Source organism: Microbacterium sp. NPDC057407, assembly GCF_042803895.1.
In the GTDB taxonomy this organism is placed as follows: Bacteria; Actinomycetota; Actinomycetes; order Actinomycetales; family Microbacteriaceae; genus Microbacterium.
Window position 1 is genome coordinate 1 of record NZ_JBHVCA010000003.1, and the last position, 26,628, is coordinate 26,628.

Consider the following 26,628-nt stretch of genomic DNA (forward strand, 5'->3'; position numbering starts at 1 on the left):
GCGTTCCTCGACGACGCCAACACTCTCTATCTGATCGGCTCCGCCTCAGGGGCATCAGCAATGGGCGGGTGGCTGTCCGCGGTGCTGGACGACATTGTCGAAGTCGCCCGCATCCGCGCCCTCGCCTCCCCCGGCTCGAGACTCCAACACCCGCTCGGACTGATCCTGGACGAGATCGTCAACATGTTCCGGTGGGGCAACCTCCCCCGCATCATGGCCGACGGCGGCGGCCGCGGCATCTGCACCTTCGTCGTCCTCCAAGCCCTCTCCCAAGCCGAGACAGCCTGGTCCCGCGCCGAAGCCGACACCATCTGGGCCGCCGCCACCGCCAAAGTCATCCTCGGCGGCGCGAGCCACGTCGACCACCTCCGCGACATCGAAGCGCTCCTCGGCACCCGCGAAACGCGCCGCACCACCCGGTCCTGGTCCACCCGCGACCCCGGGCACTCCACCAGCGAACAACGAGAGCGGGTCCCGCTGATGTCGGTCGACGAGATCCGGAGGATGCCGCACAACACCGGGCTCCTCGCCTACCGCAACCGCCGCGGCGTACTGCTCGAGCTCACCGGCTGGGACCAACGCCGGGACGCGAACGACATCCGCAGTACCAAAGCGGCCACCGAAGCCGAACAAGCTCAAGTGTTCCGCACGCCCACCCCAACTCCCGCGCCGGAGGCCGAGGAGGTGCCCGAATGAGCAACACCCGCCGACCTACCACCTCCGGCGATTCCTACCGCAGCGGCTATCTTCGATCGCCCGTGTGGTTCGCGCGGCGCGACCGGTGGTTCCGCGCGCACGCCCGGACCGGCATCCCTCTTGTCTGCCAAGGCTGCGGGCATCCGGCACCGGCGGCTGAGCTCGAGCTGCACCACACCGACTACCACGGCGTCTACAAGGTCGGCGGGCAGTGGCGCGCCCGAGAGCGCCACCGCGACCTCATGCCCCTGCATCCGGGGTGCCACGAACTGCTGCACCGGCTCATCGACCGGGACGCCATCCTGTCGCGCGGCCGCGACCGGCGGACCGCTTCGACTCTCGCCCTCAACCGTCTCCGCGCCAAACTCGCCCGACCGGACGGTGCCGCATGAGCGGCGACGACGACTTCAGCGACGCCGAGCGGGCCTTCGCCGCCGGCTTCACCGCGCCCTACACGAGCCGCGACGTCTCGTCCGAGGCGATCGGGGCGCACATCGTCGATTGGTACACCCTTCCCGACACCGACGCCGCCGCCGAGTGGGATGCGCTCCGCCGGTGGGTCGAGTGGGCGACGGTCCGCTACAACATCCCGCAAACAGTGATCCCCGCCTGCTGGTACCAGCACGGCGCCCTCGTCGAGGAACTCTCCGCATTGCACACCGCTCACCGTGCCGCGTTCGACTCCTCTGACGCCGGCTACGGGCCCATCGGATGGCACGAACGCCTCACCATCGCCGTCCCCCGCCTCGCCAAGGCCTACGGCGGCGGTTGCAACAACGGTCACCAAACCTCCAAGCCACGCACCTGGCTAGAACCGGGCGCGGACTGGGACGCGTGGACCAGCCAGGCCCACGCCCACCGAGACACCCAAGCGGGGTGACTCCCAACGAAAGGAAACCCACCCATGACGACCAAGATCCCGGTCACCATCGAGGGCAACCTCACCGGCGACCCCGAACACGGCACCGCAGAATCCGGCACCGACTACGCCCGGTTCACCGTCGCCGTCAACGACCGACGCCTCAACGAGACAACGCAGCGATGGGAAGACGCCGGCACCGTCTTCCACCGCATCGTCGTCTTCAACCAGCAGGCCCGCCACGTCGCCGACTCGCTCCGCAAAGGCGACAGCGTCCTCGTCGCCGGCGACCTGCGATTCGGCACCTACGTCGACAAGGACTCCGGCCAGACCCGCGAAACCCGCGACATCGTCGCGGACAACGTCGGCGCCTCACTGAAGTTCACTGGCATCGCCGTCGAGCGCAGCCCAAAAGCTGACGGCCCCGCAGCAGACACTACGGGGCCGTACACCGCACCGGTAGCAGCCGGCGCAGCAGTCACTCGCTGAACCCTCCACAAGGAGGAGCGGGTGGGAGTCACAGTACTCCCACCCGCTCCGCCATCTCCAGGACCGCGCTACGCCACACCCAACACCGCTGCTCCTCACACGCCACACGGAACCGGACTACGAACGCCCGACCGGTCCACGCACACGCCTCAGCCAGCACGCGCCCGAGTGTTCCCCCGAACGGTGCCCGCGCCTCCACCAACGCCGGCTGCGGATCTTTCGTCATCGGAAGACGATCAAACTCGAGCTCGCTGCCGGTCAGCGTCTCCAGGCGCCCCGACCTCGCGAGCCGTTCCAGAATGCTCTCAGACCTCACGCGAAGTTAAGGGATCGTCACGCAATTGAGTCGCCTCCTCCACCCAGGCACCCTGACGACCGGACATTCAGGCAGCGAAACGCTCCGGCGAGCACCCTGCGACAGCACCTGTCATACATCGCAGGCGGCCGGGCCTCATGTTGAGTGGCCGATTGCGCAGGCCGACGCGCGTCCTGTTCCGCGCTGACCCCGATGCCGTGCGGCTAGGCCGGAAACCGTGCCCGGGGTTTCGCCGCTTGTTCCTGTTCCTCAAGGAGCCCGGCACGTGCAGACCTGCGGCAGCTCAGAAGTGTATCGCCAATAGTTGGGCATCCAAGCATCTGTACGGGTCCGTTTTCGGGCTCACTGGGTTAGGGGGTGAATCGGATCGCCCAGTCCTCTATCTCCTCGAAACCACCCGATCTGAGCCAATGCTCTCGCCTCTTTCCGGACCACGCGGTAGTGATGAAGCCTGCAGTGGCCAGGTCGTCGAGATGCCGCGATGCGGCGAACCTGTCTATGCCGCAAACTGCGGCAATCTCCCCGATTGAAGCTCCGTTCGCGTTCCTGGTCGCGAGTAATGCTTCCAAGATGTAAAGGCGGTCTGGATGGCCGAGAGCTCGGAACGTCGAAGCGAGGGGAGTCACTTCGCCGCCCGCGAGGGGGCGTTACTTCTGACATGAGGGTGCGCCTGCTCCAGCCATTGCTCGATGCCCGCGATGTGCACCTGCGCGGCTGCCTCTGCCAACGCGAGGTCACGGTGCCTAATCGCCTCTAGAATGGCGCGGTGCTCGGCAAGGGTGCGCTCTAGAGCGCCTACCTGGGTGAGTCCCCGCCACACGCGTGCACGGACGGTTTGGCTCGTCAGGCTGTCCAGCAAGCTAGCGAGATAGTCATTGCCCGCCATTCGCGCAATTGCGCCGTGGAATCGGACGTCGTGCTGCACCAGTGTCTCAATGTTGGTGTCGACGCGTACGTCCGAGATCTCTACGGCCAGATCGGCAATGTCCTGGTCCGTTGCACGCTGGGACGCGAGACCCGTCGCGTGGGACTCCAGTAAGCGGCGTACGGAAAATATCTCCAGCAGCGAATGGTCGTCGTGAAGATCTACGACGAACGAAATCGCTTCAAGCAAGAGCCTCGGCTCGAGACTCGTGACGTAAGTCCCGTCACCCCTGCGCACGTCGAGTACGCGGATTACCTCGAGCGCCTTGACAGCTTCGCGCATGGAACTGCGGGAGAGACCCAGACGCTCCGCGAGGTCCTTCTCAGGGGGCAACCGTGAACCCGGGGCGAGTTCACCTCGAACGATCATGTCCTTGATCTTCTCGATAGCTAGATCCGTCACCGCCATACGATCATCATAAACATCGGATGAAAGATATGGTGTCGGGGGACGGGCAATTAGAGTGGGAAGGAGGCTTCATTGGAGATCGTTGACGCGCACCTCCACCTTTGGGACCCGAGCGTGCTGTCGTATCCTTGGCTTGAAGGCCCGCTCCTCCGACCATTCCACTTGCGGGATCTCGCAGAAGAGCTCTCCGGATCGAGAGTCCGGGCCGGCAGCTTCGTCTTCGTTCAAGCAGAATGCGCGCCCCATCAGTCCATCGACGAAGTGGACTGGGTGTCTTCGATCGCGACGGTGCAACCGGAAATACGAGGCATCGTCGCCTTCGCGCCGCTCGAGCGGCCACGCGCCACAGAGGACCACCTGACGGCATTCGCACAGAGACCGCTCGTGAAGGGAGTCCGTCGACTTCTGCAGGACCAGTCGACCGGCTTCTCTTCTTCCCCCGACTTCCGCATCTCCGCCCGCGCCGTGGCGCGGGCCGGTCTTGTGTTCGACGCCTGCGTGCGGTGGCCACAGATCGCGGACGTTTCTGCACTCGCCGATGCTGTGCCCGAGCTGCCGATCGTGCTCGACCATGTCGGTAAGCCCCCGGTGAGGTCAAGAGCAGACACGACCGCCGAGTTGAGTTCGTGGGCCGCAAGTCTCCTCGCCCTGGCATCACGGCCCAACGTCGTCTGTAAACTTTCGGGCCTGCCTGCCGAAGCCGGTCGCAACTGGGCGTCGCGCGACCTGGAGCCCTTCCTGGATGCCGCCCTCGCGGCGTTCGGGTCGGAGCGATTGCTCTTCGGCGGGGATTGGCCGGTTTCGGCCCCTTATGTGAAATGGATCGAGACGGTGCAACACTGGGTGGCGGATCGCCTCAGTGCTGCGGAGGGAGAAGCTGTCCTGTCCAAGAATGCCGAGCGAGTCTACCGACTTCCGCGTTCTGAGGCGACAGTGGAACGCAGCCTTAGCCCTGACATCCCCCCGTCCACCTCGATGAAGGTGCCGGTCGTAGAACCCGAGGCGGGGCCCACCAGGTAGAGGACTGCGCCGGCTACTTCCGCGGGCGTGACTAGCCGCCCGTGCGGCTGCCGCGACTCAAGGGCTGCCCGCTCCGCGATCGGGTCAGGAGCGCTCTGCAGGAGCCGCGCCACCCACGGCGTATCGACCGTTCCGGGGTTAACGGCGTTGACCCTGATCCCTTCGGCGACATGGTCCGCCGCCATGGCACGAGTCAGCGAAAGAACGGCGCCTTTGGACGCGCTGTACAGGGCCCGCTGGGGCAGACCAGCGGTGGCGGCGATAGACGAGATGTTGCACACTGCCGCGGCCGGAGAACGCCGAAGCCAGGGGAGAGCGGCCGAGGTAACGCGGCTAATCCCCGTGACGTTGATAGAGAGTACGCGCGCCCACTCCGCATCGTCATTCGCCGCGATGTCCCCTTGTGCACCGATCCCCGCGTTATTGACGACGATATCGATGCGTCCGAAGCGGTGACTCACCTCTGCGACTGCTCGATCGATGGCGGCACGATCTCCGACATCAGCCGACACCTCGGTCAGTCGAGAATCGAGCGAGCGAGAATCGCGATCGAGAACTGCGACCGTCGCGCCCGCATCCGCGAGGGTTGATGAAATAACCGCCCCGATGCCTGACGCGCCCCCAGTGACGATCGCGACGAGGTCAGCGAGTTGGTTCACCATCACAGCCTCTCCCACGCTCTGAATTGCTGCCGCTGTCGCCCTAACCCAGTGACCTCAATCTCTACGACGTCTCCTGGACGGAGGAACGGATATCGTCCCGACAAAGCAACTCCTTCCGGAGTCCCGGTTAGGAGCAAGTCGCCTGGCTCGAGCGTGACGAACTGCGACAAGTGCCACACGATCTGTTCCACCGAGAAGATCATGTCCGCGGTGGTCGAGTCCTGACGGACCTGACCGTTGACACTGCTCCGCAGCCCCAGGGCCCGATGATCCACCTCGTCGGGAGTAACTAGCCAAGGCCCAATCGGAGTGAAGCCTGGCGAACACTTTCCCTTCGACCACTGCCCACCGGAGACCTCGAGTTGAAATGTCCGCTCCGAGACGTCATGTGCCGCGACGAATCCGGCGACATGACCCATCGACTGGCCCGGGGAGTCTAGGTACGACGCGCGCCTGCCAATCACAACACCCAGTTCCACCTCCCAATCCGTCTTCTCGCTGCCTCGCGGAATCGTTACTGGATCATTAGGCCCCGCGACAGTGTTCGGCGTCTTGAGAAAGAGGACAGGCGTCGTCGGCGGCGGGGATCCGGACTCGGCCGCATGAGCTACATAGTTCATCCCTACGCACAGAACCGCGCTAGGTCGGGCGATAGGAGCTCCGAACCGCGTATATGGGCGCCAATCGAGCAGGGGTAGCTGCCCGCGTGAGATTGCGCGCGATGTTGTCGCCACCGGTTCGGACTTGAGGAACCCGCCATTTACATCGGATGTCAATGGCCTCAAATCCAGAAGACGATCTTCGTGGACGACGACGGGTATCTCCGCTCCCGCCTCACCAACTCGGGCGAACCGCATATCTCTCCCTCGATAGACCAATCGTGTGGACAAGCGTTGACAGTATAGACATCGGATGTTTGAATGCGATAGCAGCTCGCAGCTGAGCTGCCCCCAAGGAGAAATCGTGCCCCGGATCCTCGCGATCGAAACCACCGACATCCGTTTTCCGACGTCGACCCGACTCGACGGCTCGGATGCCATGAACCCCGACCCGGACTACTCCGCGGCCTATCTTGAGATCCTCACGGACGCTGCTCCGGCCCTGTCCGGACATGCGTTCGTCTTCACGATTGGCCGCGGAAATGACGTGCAGGTGGCGGCGCTGGAGGCGCTGAAAGGCCACCTCGTAGGTCGCGAACTGGAGTCCGTTGTGAGCGACATGGGTTCGACGTATCGAGAACTTGTCGGCGACTCCCAACTGCGATGGCTGGGTCCAGAGAAGGGCGTCATGCACATGGCGATCGGCGGTGCCGTCAACGCGCTCTGGGACATCAAGGCCAAACAGGCCGGCCTGCCATTGTGGCAACTCCTTGGGCGGATGACACCTGAAGAGATCGTCGACTTGGTCGACTTTCGATACCTGAGTAATGCGCTCACCCCGGAAGAAGCCTTGGCCATCCTCCGCGAGGCGGTGCCCGGGCGCCCGCACCGAGAAGCCCAGTTGCTCGCGATCGGGTACCCGGCATACACCACAAGCCCAGGGTGGCTCGGCTATTCGGACGAGAAGCTCGCGCGGCTGTGCCGGCAGGCCATCGCCGACGGGTTTCAGCAGATCAAACTCAAGGTCGGCGCGAACCTAGCCGACGACATTCGTCGACTTTCGGTGGCCCGCGACGTTTGCGGGCCTAACTTCCCGATCGCCATCGACGCAAATCAACGCTGGGAAGTATCCGAGGCCATCTCATGGGTGAAGGCGCTCGCCCAATTCCATCCAACCTGGGTGGAGGAGCCCACAAGCCCTGATGACGTACTGGGTCATCAGCAGATTGCGCGGGCCATCTCGCCGATTCGGGTGGCCAGCGGCGAGCACGCGCACAACCGCGTGATCTTCAAGCAGCTCCTACAGGCCGGCGCCATCGATGTCATGCAGATCGACGCTGTTCGAGTGGCGGGAGTCAATGAGAACATCGCCAATCTTCTGCTGGCCGCGAAGTACGAAGTCCCGGTATGCCCGCACGCCGGTGGGGTCGGGCTCTGTGAGGCGGTCCAGCACCTCTCGATGTTCGACTACGTCGCAGTCAGCGGCACCACCGAGAACCGGGCAATCGAGTACGTCGACCACCTGCACGAGCACTTCCTGGCTCCGACCGAAATCCGCCAGGGCAACTACATCGCTCCGCGCGCCCCGGGCGCCGGCTTCGAGATGAAGCCCGAAAGCCGCGCTCGATTCACCTGGAACCCCGATGATGTCGTCGCCTAACTCCCCAGCGCTTGAGCTACCCCGCCTGGGCTATGGCGCGGCGAATCTCGGCAATCTCTTCCGTGAGATTTCGGACGAGGCCGCGTCGGAAATACTCAGTGCTGCCTGGGACAGCGGTGTCCGCTTCTTCGACACCGCCCCCCACTATGGTCTGGGCCTGTCGGAGCGGCGACTCGGCGCGTTCTTGCGTACTAAACCCCGCGATGAGTTCGTGATTTCGACCAAGGTCGGAAGGCTGCTCCGGCCTAATCCGGATGACGACGGCGGACTGGACCTGGCACACGACTTCCACGTTCGGGCCGATATGCGGCGGGTTTGGGACTTCTCGGAGTCAGGAATTCGAGCGAGCCTCGACGAGTCTTTGGAACGCCTTGGCTTGGACCGGGTGGACGTCGTGTATCTGCACGACCCGGAACGATTCGACTTGGAGGCTGCCCTGCAGAAGGGCCTTCCCGCGCTTCTCGAATTGCGCACCGAGGGCCGAGTGACCGGCGTCGGTATCGGCTCGATGGAGTGCCACGCGATCACAGCGGCCGTCGCGCAAGCGGATCTCGACGTCGTCATGGTCGCGGGACGCTATACGCTTCTTGAGCAGCCCGCGAACCGCGATGTGTTGCCCGCGTGCAACGAACGCGGCACAGCCGTCGTGGCCGCGTCCATCTTTAACTCGGGTCTTCTGGCGAAGGATCAGCCGACCAAAGACGGCAGATACGAGTATGGTCGCGTCCCTGAGCAGCTGTGGCAGCGATTGCAGCGCATCGCGGACATCTGTCGCGCCTACGACGTGCCACTCCCCGCCGCCGCTACACAGTTTCCGCTCCGAAACTCGATCGTCACATCGATCGTTGTAGGCGCCAGCCGGCCGGAACAGATTCGCCGGAATGCGGAACTTCTCGCGGTCGAGATTCCGCACGAGATGTGGAACGAGATGATCGCCGAAAGACTAATCGAGTAACGAAGGAGCCGACGCATGCTCACCGGCATCAATCCATTGCTGAGCGGAAAGCTCCTGCTTCATCTGGACAGGATGGGTCACTCAGACGCCGTCGTTATCGCGGACGCTCACTTCCCCGTCTACCGGCTGGGTCTTCGCCAAGTGGAGTTGCCGAACGCTCACTCACCAGAGGTTGTGGCGGCCATTCGCTCGGTGCTCCCCCTTGATGCGGCGCCAGCTCTTGATCTCATGGCGACGCCTGGCGGAGAAGAGCTCGATATTCACCTGGAGCTGACGCGGGCCGCCGGCGCAACCGACAAAAGGCTCATCGAGCGTTACAGCTTCTACGCCTCAGCACGGGACGCTTACCTCATCGTCCGCACGGGGGAAATCCGTCAATACGGCAACGCGATACTTCGCAAAGGGATCGTAACCCCGAAGGCCTGAGCGACCTCCGCGTCCGGGATGGTCACTCTTTGGTGATTCATTCGTCCATATGATGACCCGATACTGCCGCAGTAGAGTGTGGAACCGCCCCATAGATTGTCCATATGACGATCGCTCGTGCTTTCACCTATAGTTCGTTCACCGACGCCACGACCTTGCTCGGCGACCCGCTCGCGCTGCGGGAACAGGCCGCCCGGGACGGATATCTGTTCTTCCGTGGGCTTCTACCCCGGTCCGCTGTGGAGGACGTCCGCGCCGACATCGCTCGGGTGCTGACGGACGACGGAACGCTGTCGGACCAGGACTCGGGCGAGGTTAACCGGGAGACGGTCGACTCAATCCCTTCAACCGCGATGCGCTTGGATATCGGGGTATCTGAGGCATCCTACGTACGGATCCAGCAGGTGGAGAGCCTGCATCTGCTTCCTCACCATCCCACTCTCGTGGGTTTGTATGAGCAGCTGTTCGGCGAAAGCGTCTTCGTCCATCCCCGCCATATTGTTCGCGCGATGACGGGTCATCCGGCACTCAGACCCACTCCGCCTCATCAGGACTTTCCACTTATCCAGGGGAGCCAGAACACCTGGACTGCTTGGTTCCCGCTGGCCGACACCCCTTTGTCCCGAGGTCCGCTGAGTGTCCTCCGCGGCTCCCATCGCGAAGGGTACATCCCCATCGCGCCGGCAGAAGGGGCCGGACTTATTGAGGCGCTTCTCTGCCGAGATGAAGACGACTGGATCACTGGCGCTTTCGAAGCGGGCGATGTGCTTACCTTCCCCAGCTTGACGGTTCACCGAGCCGTGCCCGCGACCGACCGCGCCCATATCCGGCTTTCGATGGACATCCGCTTCCAACCGGCATCCGAACCGATCGAGGCCCGGTCTCTGACGAATCACTCAGACCGTGACTGGGAGGAAATTTACGCCGACTGGACCAGTACTGACATGCAGTACTACTGGCGAGCCGATAAGCCATCCATCTCGCCGTGGGACGCGTCCCTCATTCAGCCGGGGCAGCGTATTTGCTAACGCCACGAGTTATTGCTGTTCAACCTCGGGGACAGGAAGGCTGGGCGCACTCCGGGATTGCGGTGCTGCCGGACGGCACCGTTGTTATGGCCAGCGCCGACGCGACGGAACTGCTCCTTATTCACCGCCGTATCGGTCTTATCGGTGTGGTGCCATTCGACGGCGCGGAGGCCCACTGCCTTGCCGTCCTCCGTGACGGTGGGCGAGATCTGCTATGGGTTGCCGACCCGGGGTTCAAGCACGCAGTCTCGGGCGGTCGAGTACGTGAACGGCTGCAGGACGGGCGGCTCGTCCTGCTTGATTTTGAAGGCAGGGTTGTCCGGCGCATCGCAAATCCCTATCGGGACGTCACGCAGCCCTTTCGTCCTACAGCCATCGCAGTCGAGGATCCCAGTCTCGGCGCGCGATCGCCGGTCTGGGTCGCGGACGGTTACGGGTCCAATAGCGTGCTCAGACTGTCTGCGGAAGGTGACGTTCTCTTCCGATTGGATGGAGCGGCGGGCAAACCGTTCGACTGCCCACATGGCATAGCGGTAAGCATCGGTGCGCATGGGGGCGAAGTCGTGATCGCTGACCGCGCTAATTTTCGTCTTGTAGTGCTCGATGGCACGGGCGCCGTCACTCGAGTGCTGATTCACCCTCTGTTCACAGCACCCTCCTCCCTGGCATATTGGCGGTCCGGCCTGCTGGTCACCGACTTGGATGAGGGTCTTTACTACGTCGAGGGCGGCGCAGTTGTTCCCCTTGTAGCCGGCGACGGCGAGCAAGGTCCAGGATGGCCGAACCGGGTGACAGATGCCGGCGTGGAGCCACCGCTATTGTTGGGCAGCGCTCCGCGCGCAGCGCACGGACTTGGCGTCGACGCTGCTGACGGAATCGCGTACCTCAGCGAATGGTGTCTAGACGGACGGCTGCTCGAGGTTCGACTCGAAACGATGCACCCCTGAGGCAACCTGCCTACCCGTGCCCCAACCCGGAAGCATGATTGTCGCAGTTGAAGTCGGCGGCACCTCTACCTCGAGGGAGAACACGCTTCCGTTGAGATTCCACGAGGTCGCGATCTGGCCGCGGCGAGACATGAATCGCGCGCGAGATGAGCTCAGGGTGCCACCTGGCTCAGGAGTGATAAGGAGCTGCCCATAACCGCGAGAACTTTCGGTCTGTTGGATTCCTCCGACTGTTTCGAAGATCCAACGGCCGATGCCTCCAAGAGCGTAATGATTGAAAGAATTCATCTCCGGATTCTGAAAGCCGCCGGTTGCCGTCCAGCCGTCCCAACGCTCCCACATCGTCGTTGCCCCCTGCTCTACCAGGTACAACCAGGATGGGAAGTCGCGCGCCTCGAGAAGCTGATACGCCGTCGCCGTTCGCCCCGCACGCGTGAGCGCGGTCAGCAAGAGCGACGTGGTGATGATCCCGGTGGTCAGCTTCCCGCCAGCCGCGGCGATGGACTCGTCGAACTGCTTTTTGACAGACGGCATCAATTCGTGGGGGATCAGATCGAACGCCACGGCGAGCGCGTATCCACCCTGGGACCCCGACCCTACCCGCCCCTCACGGGAAACGAAGCTTTCCTCAAAGGATCGGGCCAACTTCTCCGCCAGCTCGGCGTAGATCGCGGATTCCTCAGGACAGCCCAGCTCGGACGCGGTATGTGAAACGAGGCGCGTGCTGTAGGCCCAGTACGCCGTAGCGAGCAACTCGCGCGGAGTCGGTGTCCGCTCCAGCCAATCGCCGTAATCGTTTCCCCGGCGACGTTGCCATAGTAGATCCGGGTTGTTCCGGTACACGTAGTCGACCCAGCGTCGCATGGAGTCGAACGAGTCCGCCAGGATCCGTCGGTCGCCCCACCGCCGGTAAAGCTCCCACGGGATGATCACGCCGGCGTCGCCCCATCCGGGGGCGGCCGAATCGGGGAAGAAAGTCGAAATGTGGGGCGCGATGTCCTTATACGCGCCCTCTTCTGTTTGGGTTGCGCGTACATCCTGCAGCCATCTCGCCCAGAAGGATCGCGCGTCTGTGAGGAAGGCGGCCGTGGGCATGAAGGCACCCGCGTCTCCCAACCAGCCGAGCCTCTCATCCCTCTGGGGACAGTCTGTGGGAACGGCGACCAGGTTGCCGCGAAGACTCCATTCGATGTTCGAGAGGAGGCGGTTCACGCCGTCATGAGAGGTCTCCACCGAGCCCGTCCACTCGACGTCGTTCGACATCACGGCGGCCGACACCGCGTCCTCGGCCAAGGGGTCTTCAAGTCCCGAGATCTCCACGAACCGGAAGCCGTGAGTGGTGAAAGTGGGTTCGAAAGTGTCTGATAGACCTGCGCTGATCCAGACATCCGTCGCCTCAGCGTTGCGAAGGTTAGCAACATAGACAGACCCGTCTTCGTCGAGCATTTCGCCATGACGCAGGAGGATCCGCGTGCCTTTTGGCAGCGCGGGGAGCGCTAGCCGTACCCGTCCGGTGAGATTCTGCCCGAAATCGTAGATGTGCTTGTGGGCAGCGGAGGCGACATACCTGCCGCGCAGCCGCCTGACGACCCGGACGTGCGGCTCAATGCTTGAGCGCAGATGATCGAGATCGCTACCTACAGCGCGAGCGGGTCGCCATGATGCGTCGTCGAAATCGGGCGAGGACCAGGCTCCCGGGTCGAGTCGCCTATCGACATATTCCCCAATCAGCAGATCTGCGTAGACCCGATCGCCGGTGGAGACGTTCCAGGTTTCGTCTGTGGCGCACTGCAGGTGTTCGCCATCGATCATCTCGACCACGAGCTGGGCCCACAGGTGGGGAGAGTTGCCGTAGTGGACCGCTGGTTGCCTCGGGTCGAAGCCCACGTAACCGCTCCACCATCCGTGCGCGAGTTCGACTCCGATTGCGTTGCGCCCTTCCCGAACGAGGGATGTGATGTCGTAGGTCTGATACCGCTGGTGGACGCGATAGTCGGTCCAGCCGGGCGTGAGTTCGTCCGCACCGACTCGGGCCCCGTTGATCTGAGCCCGGTACAGTCCGCGCGCTGTGACGAGCAATCGAGCTCGGGCGACCGCGGCGCGTAGGTGGAACGACTTGCGCAGTAGAAGTGGAGCCGGCAGCAAACCTGCTCGCCACGAGAGACCGCGGAAGTCCGGCGGATCTTGCGGTTGGGTCTCTCGCTCGTCCACGGTGATCCAATGTCCCGCTCTCGTGGTGCGGGATAGGTATGTGGTCTCAAACCAGTCCGAGGCGATTGCCACACCGTCCGTCTCGTCCTCGACGCGAACGGACCAGCGGTACGCGGATCCAGGATCGAGACTTGGGCCGTCGTAGGTCACCTCCAACGTTTCAGCGGCAAGGCGGGGAGACCGCCAGATTTCCGTTCCGTGAGCGTCCTCCACGTAGACGTGTGTGAAGGTCGAGCCGCGCTGTGCTCCGTGGAAACGCCACTCGAATACGGGCCTTCCGGTGTCTACTCCGAGCGGGCGTGGCATGCGCTCGGTTCTGAGGTCACGCGGTGTCAGCACGTCAGCCCTTCGTGGCCCCGGCTGTGAGGCCTGCGACGAAGCGCTTTTGAAGCAGCAAGAAGAACACGAGGATCGGGAGAACAGCGAGCAGCATAAGGGCGAACATCGTGCCGAAATCTGTGTTGAACTGGCCGATCGCGACGTACAGACCCGTGGTTATGGTTCTTCCGCCCGAAGGACCGAGCAACACCAGCGGGTTCAAGAAGTCGTTCCACACCCACACCCCTATGAAGATCAGCACGCTCGCGGTAGTGGGCTTGAGAAGCGGAACGACCACCTGCGCGAACGTACGAAGTCTGCCGGCCCCATCGATGGCGGCGGCCTCCTCGAGCTCTCTGGGCACGCTCTGGATGAACCGGGCGTAGACGAAGGCAGCGAATGGAACGTAGAAGGCGACGTTGAAAAGGATGATCCCGAACAGCGTTCCCTGTAAGCCGAGTTGTTTGAGGACGATGGAGAGCGGAAGGAGGAGTACTTGGAACGGCAGCATCAACCCGATGAGCAGGATCGCTCCTGAGAGTCGTGAGACTAAGGAAGTGCTGCGGGCGAGGTAGTAGCCGCCCAGCGCACCGAAGACGCTGGTCGCCGCCATTGTCGGGATGACGATCACAAGACTGTTGAGGAGGCCCTGCCAGAACAGTCCGCTCGGGGCGGTGAGGACGTTGATGAAGTTGTCGACGGTGACGGGGTCGGGAAGCGCGGCTGGCGAAAGCTGAATCTGAGAGTTCGGCTTGAAGGCGTTCACCAGTGCAAGGTAGAGAGGAATGGCAAAGACAATCGTCACTACACACGCAATGACGACGCGCGCGGCGTTCTTCATCGTTCCAACTCTCTCTTTCGCAGGTACCCGACCACGATGAATGTGGCCACCGCGGTAACGACGAGCATCACGACGGCCATTGCCGAAGCGGACCCGACCCGGTTCAAGTTGAAGCCCACGCGAATCACCTCGGTGGCCACGGTCGACGTCGCCCCTCCGGGACCGGTGCCCGTGAGAACGACGGGGATGTCGTAGGTCTTGAATCCGTTGATCAACAGCAGCGTCGTGTTGATGGTGAGTGACGGGGCGAGCAGGGGCCAGGTCACGTGACGGAACTCGCTCCACGCGCCCGCCCCGTCGATCTTCGCGGCGTCGCGGAGCTCTGAGGGAATCGTTTGCAGCCCAGCGAGGTAGATCACTGTGCAGAGTCCGATCGCTTGCCAGGATGTGACAGCGATGACGGACCCTTGTGCGGTGACAGGGTTGCCCAGCCAACTCTGCGCCAAGAACCCAAGACCCAGGTTGTCCAGCGAGGCGTTGAGGAGACCCTGATCCGTGAGGATAGTCGACCAAATGAACGCGACCACTACACCGCTGAGGGCGACCGGGACGAAGAATGCGATCCGGAGCGCGCGGAACAGAAGCGCGGTGCGGTTCAGGAGCAACGCGATTCCTAGCCCGGCGGCGTTGACGACGATCACGGTGACGATCGTGAGGGTGGCTGTGAACGCAAAGCTTCCGAGAAAGGTGGGGTTGGTGAGCAGACGAACGTAGTTTTCCGCTCCGACGAATTGTTCTCCCGGGTAGAGAAGATTCCGGTTCGTGAATGAATAGTAGAAGCTCAGAACGAGCGGGACGAGCACAAAGACGAGGTACATCGCCCCACCCGGCACGAGGAAAGCCGCCGTGGATCGGGTGAGAGGCTTTCGGCGGGAAGGGCCGAACCCTCTCGTGAGGGTTCGGCCCTTCCCTACCCAGGTCTCGCTACTGGGCATTGAGCTCATCGAATTGCCTATCGATCTCGACGAGGAAGTCGTCAACGGAGCCTCCGCCGATGACTCGCTGCGCGGCAACGTTGAACTGATCCGCGAATCCGGAGGGCAGAGCGGCTCCTCCCTGCTCCCAGCCAAATGGAAGAACACGTGTCGCGTCGGCCGTGGAGTATGCGTCGACCGTTTGGGCGATCAGTGGCGCTACGTCGGCCGGGACCTCGTAATCGGACGCGACGGGAATGAGACTGTCGGACTCGAGCTGTGCGGTGATGGCGCCCTCTCCCGTGGCAAGCGCGACGGCGAAGGCCTGGGCCTGCTCCGGGAACTCGGAGGTCGCCGAGACAGCGAGCGCCTGACCGAAGTTCACTCCGAGGACCGTGTCCCCGGAGTCGGTGGGGAACGGAACCACGCCGGCGCTGAAATCGGTCTGTACCGCCCCCGCCCAGCTCCCCATGGGGTAGAAGACTCCCTCGCCGTTCTGGAACTTGGCGAGAAGTTGCGCATAGTCGACGGTCAACGCATCCGAGTTGATGTAGCCGCTCTGGATGAGCGAGGCCCACTTGTCCACCGCGCTGGCGAACAGATCATCTTGGAAGCTGACCTCGCCAGCCTTTCGCTTTTCCATCCACTCAGGATCCTGTCCGTACACATCCGCCGTGATGATGCCGTCCAGCAGCAGCGTCGATGCCCACGGGTCCGCGCCGCCGCCCACGAGGAAGGGAACCTCCCCAGCCGCCTTGGCCGTCTCGGCTGCATCCAGCAGCTCGTCGAATGTTGACGGCGGCTCGATGCCGAGTTCGTTCAGCTTGTCCTCGTTGAAGTACAGCATCGGAATCACCTGAGCACCGACAGTGATTCCGTAGTACTTGTCGTCAATCGCCAAAGCTGAGGCATCTGCATCGATGCCCGCGAGGTCCTCGTCGGAGTATGGCAGGATAGCGCCGGCCTCGGCGAACTCCTGAAGTGGCGCATCCCAGATCACGTCGGGAAGATTGCCTGTCGCAAGGAGCTGTTTGGCGTAACCCTGGCGGTCCAATCCCGGGGTGTACTGGATCTCCACGTCCAGGTTCGGATACTCCTCCTCGATAGCCGCGACCTGCTCCTCCCAGAACTCCTCGGTCAGCGCCGGGCTCGTGAAAGTGAGGAAGGTGATGTTGGCGGGCTCGTCCGGGTCACCGCTCGCATCCGGGGTGGCGGACTGCGAGCAGCCGGCAAGGACCGCCGCGCTCAATCCGAGCGCCATCACCGCTGCTAGTCGTGAAGTCTTCATGACACTCCTTCGTGATCATTGCCGCTATCGCAGCATCGGGCTGCCGCCATCATAAACATCCGATGTCTGAGCTCGCGAAAACCTGAGTCAAAAGTCCATGTTTTGAGCCAGCCCCACCGCTAGCAGTACGGACGACTTCTCTACGTTGTCTATTGCTCAGTCAATGACGAATGGGATGAGACATGAGAATGAAGACCGCAGGCGCCGCGCTGATCGCCTTGCTGCTGGTCGGCGCGAGTTCGGCCGCGACGCCCCCGCCTGCTCACGCCGCAATAGAGGTGGCGCGCGCGGATGACATCCTCGCAGACAAGTACGGAGTGTTTGTGCACTACGTGCCGGGCCTGACAGTGAACGGCTCTGGCGCTGTCGTCTCTGACGTCAACACGCTAGCGAACAACTTCGACGCGACTGGTTTCGCCGAAGACCTCGAAGACTTCGGGGTTGAGTACGTGAAGTTCACGGCCTGGCACGCCAACATGATTCCTCTTTATCCCAGCGCCGTCCAGACCGCTTGGCGAGGGTCGGGGACATCCTCAACCCGTGATCTTATCGGCGACATGATCGATGCCGTGGCGGCGAAAGGAATCAAAATCATCCTGTACACCCACCCGCGTGTGGGCCATTCATTCAGTGAAGCCGACATGGCCGCGACCGGCTGGGGAAGTGGAGGGACGACATGGTGCAGCCCTCCGTCAGGTCAGCTCTGCCCCAATCCGAACCCCTCGACCTTCAGCTTCGCGACCTGGAACGATTTCATCCTGGAGGCGTACGACGAACTGCTGGACCGTTACGGAGACGACATCGACGGAATCTATGTCGATGAAGGGGATGGCGCTGCGCAAAGCCAGAACGTGGTCGACTACCCAGCCCTGCGTGCACTCATCAAGCAGTACAACCTGCCCATGTTCCACAACTACTACGGCAACCTCTACTCTGCGGATATCGCCGACAAGGAGTACTGGAACTGGGAAGAGTTCGCCAGCACCGATGGTGACACATGGCCAGCAAGCGCCTATCGAAGCGTGTCCGCCACTGTCACCACGAACTGGTGGACCAGCCACTCCTCGACGGCGACCGCGTTGCGATACACCGCGGACGACATGTATCGCTATACAGTTCTCCAGGCCGCGACCAACCGAGTAGGCGGTGGCGTGGCATGGTCGGCGGGCGTCTATCCCGGCGGCGGATGGGAAAAGGATGTCGCGTCCGCGCTCACATCAGTCGGAACGCGAATCAAGGCCGTCGACCCGTCGATCCGCGGGGCCTTCAGCAGCCCTTCCTATCCCACCGCAGACGGAACAGCGGTGGAGGACTTGACCTGGGGAGTCGCGACCCGTAGCCCCGACGACCTGCGCACCTTTATCCATGTGCTCAACCCGCCGTCCGGCGCAACCTTGACGCTCCCTGTCCCGGCGGATGGCAAGCAATTCCTCAGTGCCCGACTCCTGTCAACCGGACAGGCAGTCACGCTGTCGCAAACGAGCACCGGCGTATCACTCTCCCTGCCTTCCGGGGCGTCCTGGGACCCGGTGGACACTGTGCTTGAACTCACTTCGACCACACCCTCGGTGGGTGGAAGCGCGACCGCCACGAGTTCCGTGGAGAACTCAGACTGGGGATTGAGTCGAGTCGTCGATGGGAATCTCCGCTCGGTGTCAGGCTCGCGAGGGTGGACAAGCGCGTCGAACCTCACGGTGTCCCACACGGAAGCCCTCACCATTGATCTCGGCTCTACGCAGTCCATCACCGATGTCGTCCTGTCCCCCCGGACAGACCCCAGCGACCTCGGCCAGGGATTCCCGGTCGACTTCACCATCGCGACATCGACCGACGGGTCCACGTGGACGACGCAGGTCACCGTCACGGGCGCTGCAGTGCCCTCCAGACCTCAGCAGTACGCCTTTGAGCGCGCTTCCGCCCGGTATGTGCGAATCGAAGGTACCCAGTTGCGGCCGAATCCCAACGACATGAATCAGTATCGGATGGTTCTCGCAGAGGTCAGCGTCAGAGATCGGCCGCCCACAGGTTCCGACCTGATCATTAACAATCTGTACCACCACCGGGACCTGCAGGGGACGCAAGTGGTGGTGTCCACGGGGGTTAACGATGTCGTTATCACCCCGGCACCCAAGTCGGGAGCCGAAACTACGTGGACGATTGCCCACAGCAGCGGGCAGTGGTACACCATCACCAATCAGTACAGCAATCGACGACTCACCGGCACATCCGACTACTTCCCAGGGCGAACCGACGTCAACATGGTAAGGCAGTCGTCGGCCACGGTCAGCGATGCGCAGCTCTGGAGGTTTGTGCCGGCTGGCGATGGAACCTACAGGATCGAGAACAAACAATACGGAATGGTCCTTCATGGGACTGGAAGCCGTTACCCCGGTTTGATTGATATCAACTCCGTTGTGATGGTTCCGACGTCATGGGACTCCGACGAGCAGCGCTGGACGATCTCGAAACAGTAGAGCACCAGAACCGCCGCGAGTCGGCGGCCGTCATCTCCCGGGATGGGGCCGTCGGCTTGCTGCTATGCGCGTGCTCCGAGCGAGTGGTCCAAGTTGATCGAGGTGAATTTCGCCGCACGAGTCTCGGCTCATCCGTTTCCGGGACCACAATGGTTGTCGGCCGAGTTTTGGGCTGACGGACGCCTAAGTGACCGTCTGCGCCGGCCGCTGTAAACCGTACCAGCATGGGGTGTGGGTGGGCATGGAGCTCGAACGCAGAAGAATGGACTTGCATACACGCCAGGGCGGGCCCGCCTTAGTCCAAGCGAACCGCTACCGATTCCGCGCGGGCGAACGAATTCGGCACCGGCTCGTCACCAGCGTCTCGATCGTGAGGTGCGCATCCGGGTCAGGCACGATTCTGACCGGCGATCGAAACATCCCAGTCCGCCCCGGGGTAGTCGTTCAGTTGCCCTGGAAGCACGATATCGAGTACGTGGCCGACACACAGGATCCCTTCGCAGTAGCTGCCGCGCACCTCCTTCCATGGCACGACGAGGCGAATACGATAGTTCGGCGGGCGGCCCACGGTTTCGATGACGAGCTCAACGAGAACCTCGCCCGCCAGGCGCCCGAGGGCACAACTCAACAGAATTGGAGCGGCCAACCTTCCGTTCACGAGGATGATGACCGCGTGGCTGCTTTTCTCGAGTTCGCGGTTCAATTGTTCGACGATCGCTCAACGACCGATCAGGCTTTGAGAGCGGCTGGCTACCTCGGTCTGCAAGAAGCGCACCGCCTCTCCACCAACCAGCGGGAGCGCCCCGTGCCCGTTCCCTTGCGGGATATGCAGGCGTTCATTCAGCGGTCCCTCGCCTCACGCCTCACGGTGCAAGACGTCGCAGCAGCCGGCGACTGCAGTCGAGCGACTGCAGAGCGACTGTTCAAGCGGCACACGGGCCACTCGATACAGACGTACGTCAGAAACCAGAAGATGGAGCGCGCGGCGCATCTCCTCCGATTCACCGGGCACCGAGTAAACGAAGTGGCTCGGATGGTCGGGTTCTCCGACCCCCTCTACTTTTCAAGGATCTTCAAGCAGACTTTTCACGCTTCCCCTCGGACATTCGCCTCGGAGCGTGTGAGGCCCTGAGACATGGAAGGCGGTTGGCGCGCCTTGCGTCCGATGGCGTTTGTAGTTTCAGCTCGATGAGTGTCCCCCCGCGCCCCGCGGCTGCATCCGCACATGTTCGCCGGCGCGATGAGATTAGCGATTGTCCTAATCTCATCCGTGAGTTCGGCTGGCCCGCAACATCCATCAGGTGTCGGAGGAGGTCACAGTGCTTGCGCTTTTCCATCCGTCAACTCATCTCTGTAGTGCGCCAGGGGCGGCTAGTTGTCCCCCGTGCCCCTCAGCTCCCTTGCCCCGTGGGAGCAGCGGCGCTCATCGGCGAACGGCCCAGCACTCTACGGCTGGAGGTTTCAAGCCACCGACGAAGACGGCGCCGCCTACTTGTTCGACGTCTGCAGCCAGGAAGCGGGCTGGCACGAAGAACGGCATCCTTTGAGCGGGCGAGGAACGGGCACGCCGCCGCTACCCCGGCTGACCTAGTCACTGTCAACCCGTCATGCCGCCAGCATCGCCTCGGCAATGGCGTTACAAGCCGAGACCCGGGGCGCGCGGAACACCGATCCCCCCAACGAACTCGGATGGCGTTGCGGACTCCGGTGCCGGGCTCGCCGTACGTGCCGCGCGCTGAAGATCGGTCCGCGCCGCTGCTCGCGAGTCTTCGACGGTCGATTCAGGGACGCCTCGGGCGAGGGTGTCTGCGATGGCCTCCCTTGCTGTGTCGGCAGATGCGGCGATGACGATCGCGTGGTTGTGCTGTCGTCCTCGCGTCAGGCCGACGTAGAGGCCGGCGGCATCCACGTCCGGGCCCACGAGGCATTCATCTGTCGTTTCTCCTTGGATGCCGTGAACTGTCGTGGCATAGGCGAGGTGAACGTGGTCGGCGACATAGTCCAGCGAGATCCTCCGACGGTCGGTGGAATCGTTGACGTTCCGGAGTTCAATCCGGTCGGGTCGAATCCGGCCGATGACCCACGTGGCACGGTTTTGAACACCCGCGTGAGTGTGGTTGCGCCGAGTTTGAACAACGTCGCCCTCGAGCAGGCGTTGACCGTTCTGACCGAATGCCACCCGGTTCGGTAGAAGCTGATCCGCCTCGACCCGTCGTTGTTGGATGGCTTCGTTCACTGCGTCGGCTTCGTCGTTGCTGCCGACGACGAGGGCTGTTCGCATCCTTGCGTGCTGGGCAGCGAGCCATGCGTCGACCATCGTTCCGCGGGCTTCGTCGGCGCTCTCGACTCGGACGACGTGGCCGCCGGCGTCGAGGTCGGCCGCCACCGCGAGGGCTTCCTCGTATGTTGCGGCGTTGCGGAGTCGGAGGGTGAGGTCGGCGTAGGTCGGGTCGTCGAACCGGTGAACGTCGGTGAGTTCGACGACTCTGTTGGCGTGTTGGTGCATGAGTGCCATCGCGCCGGCGTGGCCGACGGGTGCGGCTTGGTGCGGGTCGCCGACCATCGCGATCCCGGCGCCGGTCTGGAGGGCGAGCTCGGCGAGTGCGCTGGCCGACTGTAGGTCGACCATGCCGGCCTCGTCGACGATGACGCGGTCCCCATCTTGTAGCGGGAACTGTCGCGGGCCGGAGTAGATCGAGCCACCGTCGTCGACGTCACCTGAGGCTAGCTGGCTCCACACTTGCACTCCGGTCTCGTCATGTCTCCATCGGTAGCCGTGATCGTGGAGAAGGGCATGAAGGCTGGATGCGGTGGCGCCGATCTCGCGTTCGGCGACCGTGGCCGCCTTCTTCGTCGGCGCCACGACGATCATCCGTCGTTGCTGAGCGGCAAGGCCCTGTGAGGCGATCTTCAAGATGGTGGTCTTGCCGGCGCCCGCGGGACCGATCACGGTCACCAGACGGTCGGTGCCCACCAGAGCAGTGACAGCCTCCAGCTGTCCGTCGGTGAGTCCTGTTTCTGGCTGGAGGGCGCTCGCGAGCCGCCCAATCGTGTCGCGAGTGGGCACGCGTCCGGGCGTGGAGAGGTGGGCGAATAGTGCGGCGACGCGGAGCTTGAGCATGACGGTGCGCTCAGCCATGAGCGCTTTGATGTGCGCTGGCTTTTCTTCATCGTCCGGAATGAGGTCGATGGTCTGCGCGAGCGCGCGCTCGGTGATGTCATCGATCAGCTCCTCGACGACCGCGCGGTCGGCGACGATACCGCTTTGCGCAAGCGCCCTGGTCGCGCCGGCCCGGAGATCCCACAGGCTGAGTCTTCCGCTGCTGGATACCGAGCGATCGTCGGCGTCCACGAGCGCGACGCTGGCGAGCCGCGCGCGATCCACGCTTCCCGCGGGCACTGCCGGGGCGGACGTGGGAGATCTGCGACACAGCAATGTCGAGTCGATCGCGACGAGCTCCTCACGCACCCGCTCGGTCCAGCTGTTTTCGTCGAGACGGTCCGGTTTGTTTGGGCGGCCGATCGCCCACGCCCGTTCGTCGATGTGGTGCAACTCCTCCGCGCCCGGCTCGGCATCTGGATGCGACTCCTTCCACGCCGCGATGAGGGAGAGGCGGTTGGCCTCGATCTGGTTCGAGCGTCGGGAGAACGGTCTGACCGCTTCCATGAGTTGCGAGATCTCGCCGGCGCTGTTGAGCGTGTACCCGTGGGCCGCCAGGGCGGCGATCCATCGCGGGTCTGTCCGTGACGCCAGTTCACCCTCGGCGTTGATGACGGTGTGCAGCTTCATCGCGACCCGTGAGTCGACGTTCGACCACTTCCCGTCGGCGCCCTGGACTTTGATGTTCAGCCAAAGGTGTCGATGCACGTGCGGATCCAGGGCACGTGAGCGACGATGCTGCAGCTCGACCACTTCCAGCCTGGCAATATCTTCCCGGATGCAACCACCGGCACCACGTCGGGCGTTCAGCTCACGCTGCCAAATGGTGATGATGCGATCGCGAAGCCGGTCCTGCAGCGCCTCGAACTCCGCGGCGATCTCCGGATTGATGATCGCGGCGATGCTGTACGACTTAGGGAAGTTGATGGTCCCGTCGAGCATCAGGTCTGCGTTCGGCGAATGCATCTTCCGGCCGCGGGGTTCACCAGATGCGGGATCTTCCCCGGCGATCCAACGGCGCAGTGCGCCGACACTCAGCGCGTCGGTGCGGATCCCATCGCTGGTCGCGACGAACCGCGTGACGGCGGCGCCCCCGCCGTATCCGAGCGCTGCCTCGACACCCTGCAGAGTGCCAAAGTGTGCATCGCAGCTTGCCTCCGTTGCGTATGCGACCGCGTTGCTCACGCCGCGCGAATCAACCCCGCGCTTCCATCTCCGCAGCCCGCCGCGCATGCTGCCAGGCTACCCGCATTTGCTCACTCGCGACACACCTTCGCAAGAAGTGCCTACGTGCATTGCAGAAGTTGGACAAATGCATCTCTCGCGGCTAGCTGGGGGTCTGCGAGCGCGAGCTCAATGGGGACGCGCTGCGCGCGCATGTGGCGCCGCTATCGCGCGCGTTCGCGGTCGGGCCTTATGCAACCTCGCCAACCCGGCCCTCCTTCGCAGACTGCCGGCGCACGAGTCGCCCCTTCGCCGTAGGCGTGCGCCCACGTAGCCGATGCGGACCCGTGAAACCCTGCTCGCACAACGTGGGCGCTCGAAGTCGAGCAGTTCCACAGTCCGCATCGGTGAGCTATCCTGCGCCAAGCCTCCGACATCAAGCGAGTCGGTTGACCTTTGTCGACCGTTTAGTAGCCCTTGCGGTTGTCTTGCGTTTGTTTCGCCAGGATCGATCTTGCACCACGACAGTGGAACCGCCGGGGAAGCGGCTCAGACATGTCGAGGGGCGGATGAGGGCCGCGGTATCGGCCCGGACCGGTCGCCATCTGCTGGGGAGTAGGAAGACCGGTCTTCACCCGCGGATGGCTGCTTCTGGGGAGCGGCCATCCGCGGCCCGCCCCGAAGGCGTGGACACTCGATCCAGGTGACCTCCCTGCGCGGAGGTGGGAGCGCCCGCGCAGGGAGGGAGACACACGCACCATCCCCTCGGGAAAGAGAGGGTGTGTTCTCGCCGCAGACCGTAGCGGCGCCGCGGCGTTCTGTCGCTTGCTTCGTAACGTGAACGAAACTTTCGCCTCGGCGTTCATGTCTCGAACCGACCCATTCTCGAACAACGAATCGGTTGCGGGAACGGCTGGCGCCGCCGGGAGCGATCCTCAGCTTGTACAGGATCGGCGGGACTCTTCATGGCCCACCTGGCCGCAGGTACAACGGCGGAAGACCGCCGACCCTACGTGCGTTGCCCCAGCCTTCCGACTCAGGCGCCTCAGTGGAGCGGCCACCTTTCGACTGAGACGTGGGGCTCGGTCGGTCCAGGCTGCCGACTCTCCCGGGCGCACTTCAGATCGCGCGTGACTGTTCTTTTCGACGCACCAACGATTTCGCCGATAGCCGTGTGCTTGACTCTATGCTCTGCCAGCTCGAGGCATAGATTGCGCCGTCGATCTATGTCCACCATCAGCGGCGCGTCCCGCATAGCGGCAGTCACGTAGTCGGTCCAGACCCTCCTGTCGAAGCGGTTCATCAATCCGCTCTCGCGCGCCGCACGCAATGCGCCAGACACCTGCTCTGGCTGCACGCGAGTATCCGGGATGTTCACGAACTCGAACGGTTCGCGGCCTGTGTCGTCGAGGACGAGTTGCTGCGCGACATCGGGTTGCCAGACGATGTCGAAGCGCGCTGGATCGAACCGCCGGCCGCCGGGGATGCCCCTTCGTACCGCAATATGATCGATAGCTCTTCTCAGCAACTGGCGGCGTCGCTCCTTGCTGGTTTCGGCTTCTTCCCAGGCCGAGCGAAGAGTTTCACCGGCGTCGACCAGTTTCACCCGTGTTGAGGGTGCGTTGGCTTCGAGGTGGCGAATCCGTTGCCGCAGGTCGCGCTGCTGACGAGACAGTCGCTCAGCCTCCTCTTCGTCGATGTTCGCCACTCCAAGGCGCGCGGAAACGGCAGCGAGCGACGCCCGAGCGTCGGTGAGCTTGACGGCGGGAACCTCGACGACGATGGAGCGTCCAAGGGAGACATGACCCGCGACTCGGAGGAACATCTTCGCCACCCACGCTTCGAAGCGCACCGCGTGTATGGAGGGTGCGCCGGTGCCTCCGTCCTGCGGCACGCACGGCACCCCACGGTTCCGGCTGGAACACATGTAACTAGGGGTGCCGAACGAGCTCGTCACGTAAAACGGTCGCCCGCAGTACCCACATGTAAGGAGGTTCGCGAGCAGACGCCTTTCGGTCGGGTGCGCGACGGCAGGTGCTGACGTCAGCGGAACTTTGCTTCGGAGGACTGTCCGCACCGCCTGCCACAAATCAAGCGGGATCACGGGCTCCCAAAATTGCTTCGGGTCGCCATTCTCGTCTCGGAGCACGTCGAACACCCGCTTTGTCGTATCGGCGCTCGGAACCTGCACAGAGACGCGACCCACGATGGCGGTACCCGTGAAGGCGTTCTTTAGCGTCTGAACCGTCCAGAACTGGGATGCCGAAGGCTTCAGGTTGGTCGCGTTCAACATCTTTGCCGCAGCCCACAGAGACTCGCCGCCTGCGAGGCGACGCGCAGCCTCGGTGAGCAACTCCGCGGCGAGAGGGTCCGGCTCCAGAACCCGGCCCGCCCCACTCGGATGCGGCACCGACCGGTAGCCCACCGGCAACCTCCCACCCGGCCACCGCCCTTCCTCTTTCGCGTGACGCACGAACGACGACACCCGTAAGCGCGTGTTCTCCGACTCCATCCGCGCAACCTCCGCAAGAACGCTCGCGATGATGCGCCAGGCCGGTTGATCGGAGTTCAGGCCGTCTTGCAGTGCCACAAATTGCGTTCTCGGTGCCGCATCCAGTGTCTCGATGAGCCGGGCCACGGCAGAGATCCCTTGCCGGCTCCACCGGTCAAACTTCCACACCAACAACACTTCGGCCTCACCGTCGCGAAGCATACGCAACGCCTCGCTCGCGTTCGCGCGGTCCTTGCGTCCGCTGAAGCCGTTATCGACCTCCTCTCCGACGATCACCAGATCGCGTCGTTTCGCCTCGGCGGTGAGATCCGCGCGTTGGCGGACGATCGATGTGCTCGCTTCATCGCGAGCATCGCTCAGCCTCAGATACAGGACAGCCGTGCGTCGTGGTGACCGTGGAGAGGTTGCGGAACGTGTCATGACCGACGACAGTACGTGGCTCCCGACCGTCGCATAAGGGCACACCTGGTCGGCGCGCTCTCTGGATGCTACCGACACCGACACCGACGTCGGCGGACGGTCGCTATAGTGCTGGCCAGGGCGTTGGCGAACGCCTCAGCGGCCACCCTCGCCGTCGGACGGGCACTGCCCGTGGCCTGGGTGGCCGCGCTCAGGATCGCGCCTGACGGACTGCTATCTCACGCATATTTCACGAGACTTTGTCGGCGACATAAGGCTCCCGGATCTCCGGGGGTTTTGGTGTGCGCGATACCGGGATCGAATCAGCTCCGGATTGGCGACCCGGTTGCCTCGGCG

The 26,628-nt window shown here is 63.4% G+C and carries 23 protein-coding genes; 12 read left to right on the forward strand and 11 right to left on the reverse strand.

Annotation, left to right across the window (positions count from 1 at the left end; genetic code table 11):
- The 4 genes from ACFUTX_RS08795 to ACFUTX_RS08810 all read left to right on the forward strand — a co-directional run.
- Positions 1-696 (forward strand): type IV secretory system conjugative DNA transfer family protein (locus tag ACFUTX_RS08795; protein WP_378862922.1); only part of this gene is annotated, 696 nt, incomplete at its 5' end.
- A complete protein-coding gene (locus ACFUTX_RS08800) occupies positions 693-1,088 on the forward strand; it encodes a hypothetical protein (RefSeq protein WP_378862925.1) in 396 nt (131 codons plus the stop codon). The genes ACFUTX_RS08795 and ACFUTX_RS08800, both read left to right, overlap by 4 nt.
- Complete coding sequence (locus ACFUTX_RS08805) at positions 1,085-1,576, forward strand: hypothetical protein (protein ID WP_378862928.1); 492 nt, start codon at positions 1,085-1,087, stop codon at positions 1,574-1,576. The genes ACFUTX_RS08800 and ACFUTX_RS08805 overlap by 4 nt, the downstream gene beginning before the upstream one ends.
- A gap of 24 nt (positions 1,577-1,600) precedes the next feature.
- Entirely contained in the window at positions 1,601-2,044 is a 444-nt protein-coding gene (locus ACFUTX_RS08810; RefSeq protein WP_378862931.1) for a single-stranded DNA-binding protein, read from the forward strand.
- 666 nt (positions 2,045-2,710) lie between these two features.
- Here ACFUTX_RS08810 and ACFUTX_RS08815 read toward each other — a convergent pair.
- Both ACFUTX_RS08815 and ACFUTX_RS08820 read right to left on the reverse strand, forming a co-directional pair.
- Complete coding sequence (locus tag ACFUTX_RS08815) at positions 2,711-2,986, reverse strand: ArsR/SmtB family transcription factor (RefSeq protein WP_378862934.1); 276 nt, start codon at positions 2,984-2,986, stop codon at positions 2,711-2,713.
- Positions 2,983-3,693, reverse strand: coding sequence for a FadR/GntR family transcriptional regulator (locus ACFUTX_RS08820; protein WP_378862937.1), 711 nt, complete (start codon positions 3,691-3,693; stop codon positions 2,983-2,985). The genes ACFUTX_RS08815 and ACFUTX_RS08820 overlap by 4 nt, the downstream gene beginning before the upstream one ends.
- Positions 3,694-3,765: 72 nt before the next feature.
- Between ACFUTX_RS08820 and ACFUTX_RS08825 the strand changes: the two genes are divergently transcribed.
- On the forward strand, positions 3,766-4,713 hold the full coding sequence (locus ACFUTX_RS08825; protein ID WP_378862940.1) for an amidohydrolase family protein: 948 nt from the start codon (positions 3,766-3,768) through the stop codon (positions 4,711-4,713).
- Here ACFUTX_RS08825 and ACFUTX_RS08830 read toward each other — a convergent pair.
- Positions 4,599-5,375, reverse strand: coding sequence for an SDR family NAD(P)-dependent oxidoreductase (locus ACFUTX_RS08830; protein WP_378864618.1), 777 nt, complete (start codon positions 5,373-5,375; stop codon positions 4,599-4,601). The two genes, ACFUTX_RS08825 and ACFUTX_RS08830, sit on opposite strands and share 115 nt — an antisense overlap.
- A complete protein-coding gene (locus tag ACFUTX_RS08835; protein WP_378862943.1) occupies positions 5,375-6,232 on the reverse strand; it encodes a fumarylacetoacetate hydrolase family protein in 858 nt (285 codons plus the stop codon). Before ACFUTX_RS08835 ends, ACFUTX_RS08830 begins: the two co-directional genes overlap by 1 nt.
- Positions 6,233-6,338: 106 nt before the next feature.
- Here ACFUTX_RS08835 and ACFUTX_RS08840 point away from each other — a divergent pair, with 106 nt between their 5' ends.
- The 5 genes from ACFUTX_RS08840 to ACFUTX_RS08860 all read left to right on the forward strand — a co-directional run bounded on the left by ACFUTX_RS08840 (position 6,339) and on the right by ACFUTX_RS08860 (position 10,990).
- Positions 6,339-7,634 carry an enolase C-terminal domain-like protein gene (locus tag ACFUTX_RS08840; protein WP_378862946.1) on the forward strand — a complete coding sequence of 432 codons (1,296 nt, stop codon included), beginning with the start codon at positions 6,339-6,341 and terminating at the stop codon, positions 7,632-7,634.
- Positions 7,618-8,589 (forward strand): aldo/keto reductase, encoded by a 972-nt coding sequence (locus ACFUTX_RS08845; protein WP_378862949.1) that lies wholly within the window; start codon positions 7,618-7,620, stop codon positions 8,587-8,589. Before ACFUTX_RS08840 ends, ACFUTX_RS08845 begins: the two co-directional genes overlap by 17 nt.
- A gap of 15 nt (positions 8,590-8,604) precedes the next feature.
- Entirely contained in the window at positions 8,605-9,015 is a 411-nt protein-coding gene (locus ACFUTX_RS08850) for an RbsD/FucU domain-containing protein (protein ID WP_378862952.1), read from the forward strand.
- A 104-nt stretch (positions 9,016-9,119) separates the two neighbouring features.
- Positions 9,120-10,043: a phytanoyl-CoA dioxygenase family protein gene (locus ACFUTX_RS08855; protein WP_378862955.1), complete on the forward strand. Its 924-nt coding sequence runs from the start codon at positions 9,120-9,122 to the stop codon at positions 10,041-10,043.
- 62 nt (positions 10,044-10,105) lie between these two features.
- Complete coding sequence (locus ACFUTX_RS08860; protein ID WP_378862957.1) at positions 10,106-10,990, forward strand: hypothetical protein; 885 nt, start codon at positions 10,106-10,108, stop codon at positions 10,988-10,990.
- Here the strand turns inward: ACFUTX_RS08860 and ACFUTX_RS08865 are convergent.
- The 4 genes from ACFUTX_RS08865 to ACFUTX_RS08880 all read right to left on the reverse strand — a co-directional run bounded on the left by ACFUTX_RS08865 (position 10,943) and on the right by ACFUTX_RS08880 (position 16,562).
- Positions 10,943-13,351 carry a family 78 glycoside hydrolase catalytic domain gene (locus ACFUTX_RS08865; protein ID WP_378862960.1) on the reverse strand — a complete coding sequence of 803 codons (2,409 nt, stop codon included), beginning with the start codon at positions 13,349-13,351 and terminating at the stop codon, positions 10,943-10,945. The two genes, ACFUTX_RS08860 and ACFUTX_RS08865, sit on opposite strands and share 48 nt — an antisense overlap.
- Before the next feature lie 190 nt (positions 13,352-13,541).
- Positions 13,542-14,360 (reverse strand): carbohydrate ABC transporter permease, encoded by an 819-nt coding sequence (locus ACFUTX_RS08870; RefSeq protein WP_378862963.1) that lies wholly within the window; start codon positions 14,358-14,360, stop codon positions 13,542-13,544.
- Positions 14,357-15,304 carry a carbohydrate ABC transporter permease gene (locus ACFUTX_RS08875; RefSeq protein WP_378862966.1) on the reverse strand — a complete coding sequence of 316 codons (948 nt, stop codon included), beginning with the start codon at positions 15,302-15,304 and terminating at the stop codon, positions 14,357-14,359. The genes ACFUTX_RS08870 and ACFUTX_RS08875 overlap by 4 nt, the downstream gene beginning before the upstream one ends.
- Entirely contained in the window at positions 15,285-16,562 is a 1,278-nt protein-coding gene (locus ACFUTX_RS08880; RefSeq protein WP_378862969.1) for an ABC transporter substrate-binding protein, read from the reverse strand. The genes ACFUTX_RS08875 and ACFUTX_RS08880 overlap by 20 nt, the downstream gene beginning before the upstream one ends.
- 182 nt (positions 16,563-16,744) lie before the next feature.
- Here ACFUTX_RS08880 and ACFUTX_RS08885 point away from each other — a divergent pair, with 182 nt between their 5' ends.
- Complete coding sequence (locus ACFUTX_RS08885; RefSeq protein WP_378862972.1) at positions 16,745-19,036, forward strand: discoidin domain-containing protein; 2,292 nt, start codon at positions 16,745-16,747, stop codon at positions 19,034-19,036.
- 388 nt (positions 19,037-19,424) lie between these two features.
- Here ACFUTX_RS08885 and ACFUTX_RS08890 read toward each other — a convergent pair whose 3' ends face one another.
- Positions 19,425-19,739, reverse strand: a complete 315-nt coding sequence (locus tag ACFUTX_RS08890; protein WP_378862974.1) for a hypothetical protein — start codon at positions 19,737-19,739, stop codon at positions 19,425-19,427.
- Positions 19,740-19,862: 123 nt separating this feature from the next.
- On the opposite strand from ACFUTX_RS08890, the gene ACFUTX_RS08895 reads away from it, so the two are divergent.
- A complete protein-coding gene (locus ACFUTX_RS08895; RefSeq protein WP_378864621.1) occupies positions 19,863-20,168 on the forward strand; it encodes a helix-turn-helix transcriptional regulator in 306 nt (101 codons plus the stop codon).
- Between the two features lie 504 nt (positions 20,169-20,672).
- On the opposite strand, the gene ACFUTX_RS08900 is transcribed toward ACFUTX_RS08895, so the two are convergent.
- Complete coding sequence (locus ACFUTX_RS08900) at positions 20,673-23,429, reverse strand: AAA family ATPase (protein ID WP_378862977.1); 2,757 nt, start codon at positions 23,427-23,429, stop codon at positions 20,673-20,675.
- A 976-nt stretch (positions 23,430-24,405) separates the two neighbouring features.
- Positions 24,406-26,292 (reverse strand): recombinase family protein, encoded by a 1,887-nt coding sequence (locus tag ACFUTX_RS08905; RefSeq protein ID WP_378862980.1) that lies wholly within the window; start codon positions 26,290-26,292, stop codon positions 24,406-24,408.
- Positions 26,293-26,628: the final 336 nt, after the last annotated feature.

Excerpts from the sequence above, each read along its gene's own strand:
- ACFUTX_RS08800 (WP_378862925.1), top strand. The coding sequence starts at position 693 with ATGAGCAACACCCGCCGACCTACCACCTCCGGCGATTCCTACCGCAGC.
- ACFUTX_RS08805 (WP_378862928.1), top strand. The coding sequence starts at position 1,085 with ATGAGCGGCGACGACGACTTCAGCGACGCCGAGCGGGCCTTCGCCGCC.
- ACFUTX_RS08810 (WP_378862931.1), top strand. The coding sequence starts at position 1,601 with ATGACGACCAAGATCCCGGTCACCATCGAGGGCAACCTCACCGGCGAC.
- ACFUTX_RS08820 (WP_378862937.1), bottom strand. The coding sequence starts at position 3,693 with ATGGCGGTGACGGATCTAGCTATCGAGAAGATCAAGGACATGATCGTT.
- ACFUTX_RS08830 (WP_378864618.1), bottom strand. The coding sequence starts at position 5,375 with ATGGTGAACCAACTCGCTGACCTCGTCGCGATCGTCACTGGGGGCGCG.
- ACFUTX_RS08835 (WP_378862943.1), bottom strand. The coding sequence starts at position 6,232 with ATGCGGTTCGCCCGAGTTGGTGAGGCGGGAGCGGAGATACCCGTCGTC.
- ACFUTX_RS08845 (WP_378862949.1), top strand. The coding sequence starts at position 7,618 with ATGATGTCGTCGCCTAACTCCCCAGCGCTTGAGCTACCCCGCCTGGGC.
- ACFUTX_RS08850 (WP_378862952.1), top strand. The coding sequence starts at position 8,605 with ATGCTCACCGGCATCAATCCATTGCTGAGCGGAAAGCTCCTGCTTCAT.
- ACFUTX_RS08855 (WP_378862955.1), top strand. The coding sequence starts at position 9,120 with ATGACGATCGCTCGTGCTTTCACCTATAGTTCGTTCACCGACGCCACG.
- ACFUTX_RS08870 (WP_378862963.1), bottom strand. The coding sequence starts at position 14,360 with ATGAAGAACGCCGCGCGCGTCGTCATTGCGTGTGTAGTGACGATTGTC.
- ACFUTX_RS08875 (WP_378862966.1), bottom strand. The coding sequence starts at position 15,304 with ATGAGCTCAATGCCCAGTAGCGAGACCTGGGTAGGGAAGGGCCGAACC.
- ACFUTX_RS08880 (WP_378862969.1), bottom strand. The coding sequence starts at position 16,562 with ATGAAGACTTCACGACTAGCAGCGGTGATGGCGCTCGGATTGAGCGCG.
- ACFUTX_RS08885 (WP_378862972.1), top strand. The coding sequence starts at position 16,745 with ATGAGAATGAAGACCGCAGGCGCCGCGCTGATCGCCTTGCTGCTGGTC.
- ACFUTX_RS08895 (WP_378864621.1), top strand. The coding sequence starts at position 19,863 with ATGCAGGCGTTCATTCAGCGGTCCCTCGCCTCACGCCTCACGGTGCAA.
- ACFUTX_RS08900 (WP_378862977.1), bottom strand. The coding sequence starts at position 23,429 with ATGCGCGGCGGGCTGCGGAGATGGAAGCGCGGGGTTGATTCGCGCGGC.
- ACFUTX_RS08905 (WP_378862980.1), bottom strand. The coding sequence starts at position 26,292 with ATGACACGTTCCGCAACCTCTCCACGGTCACCACGACGCACGGCTGTC.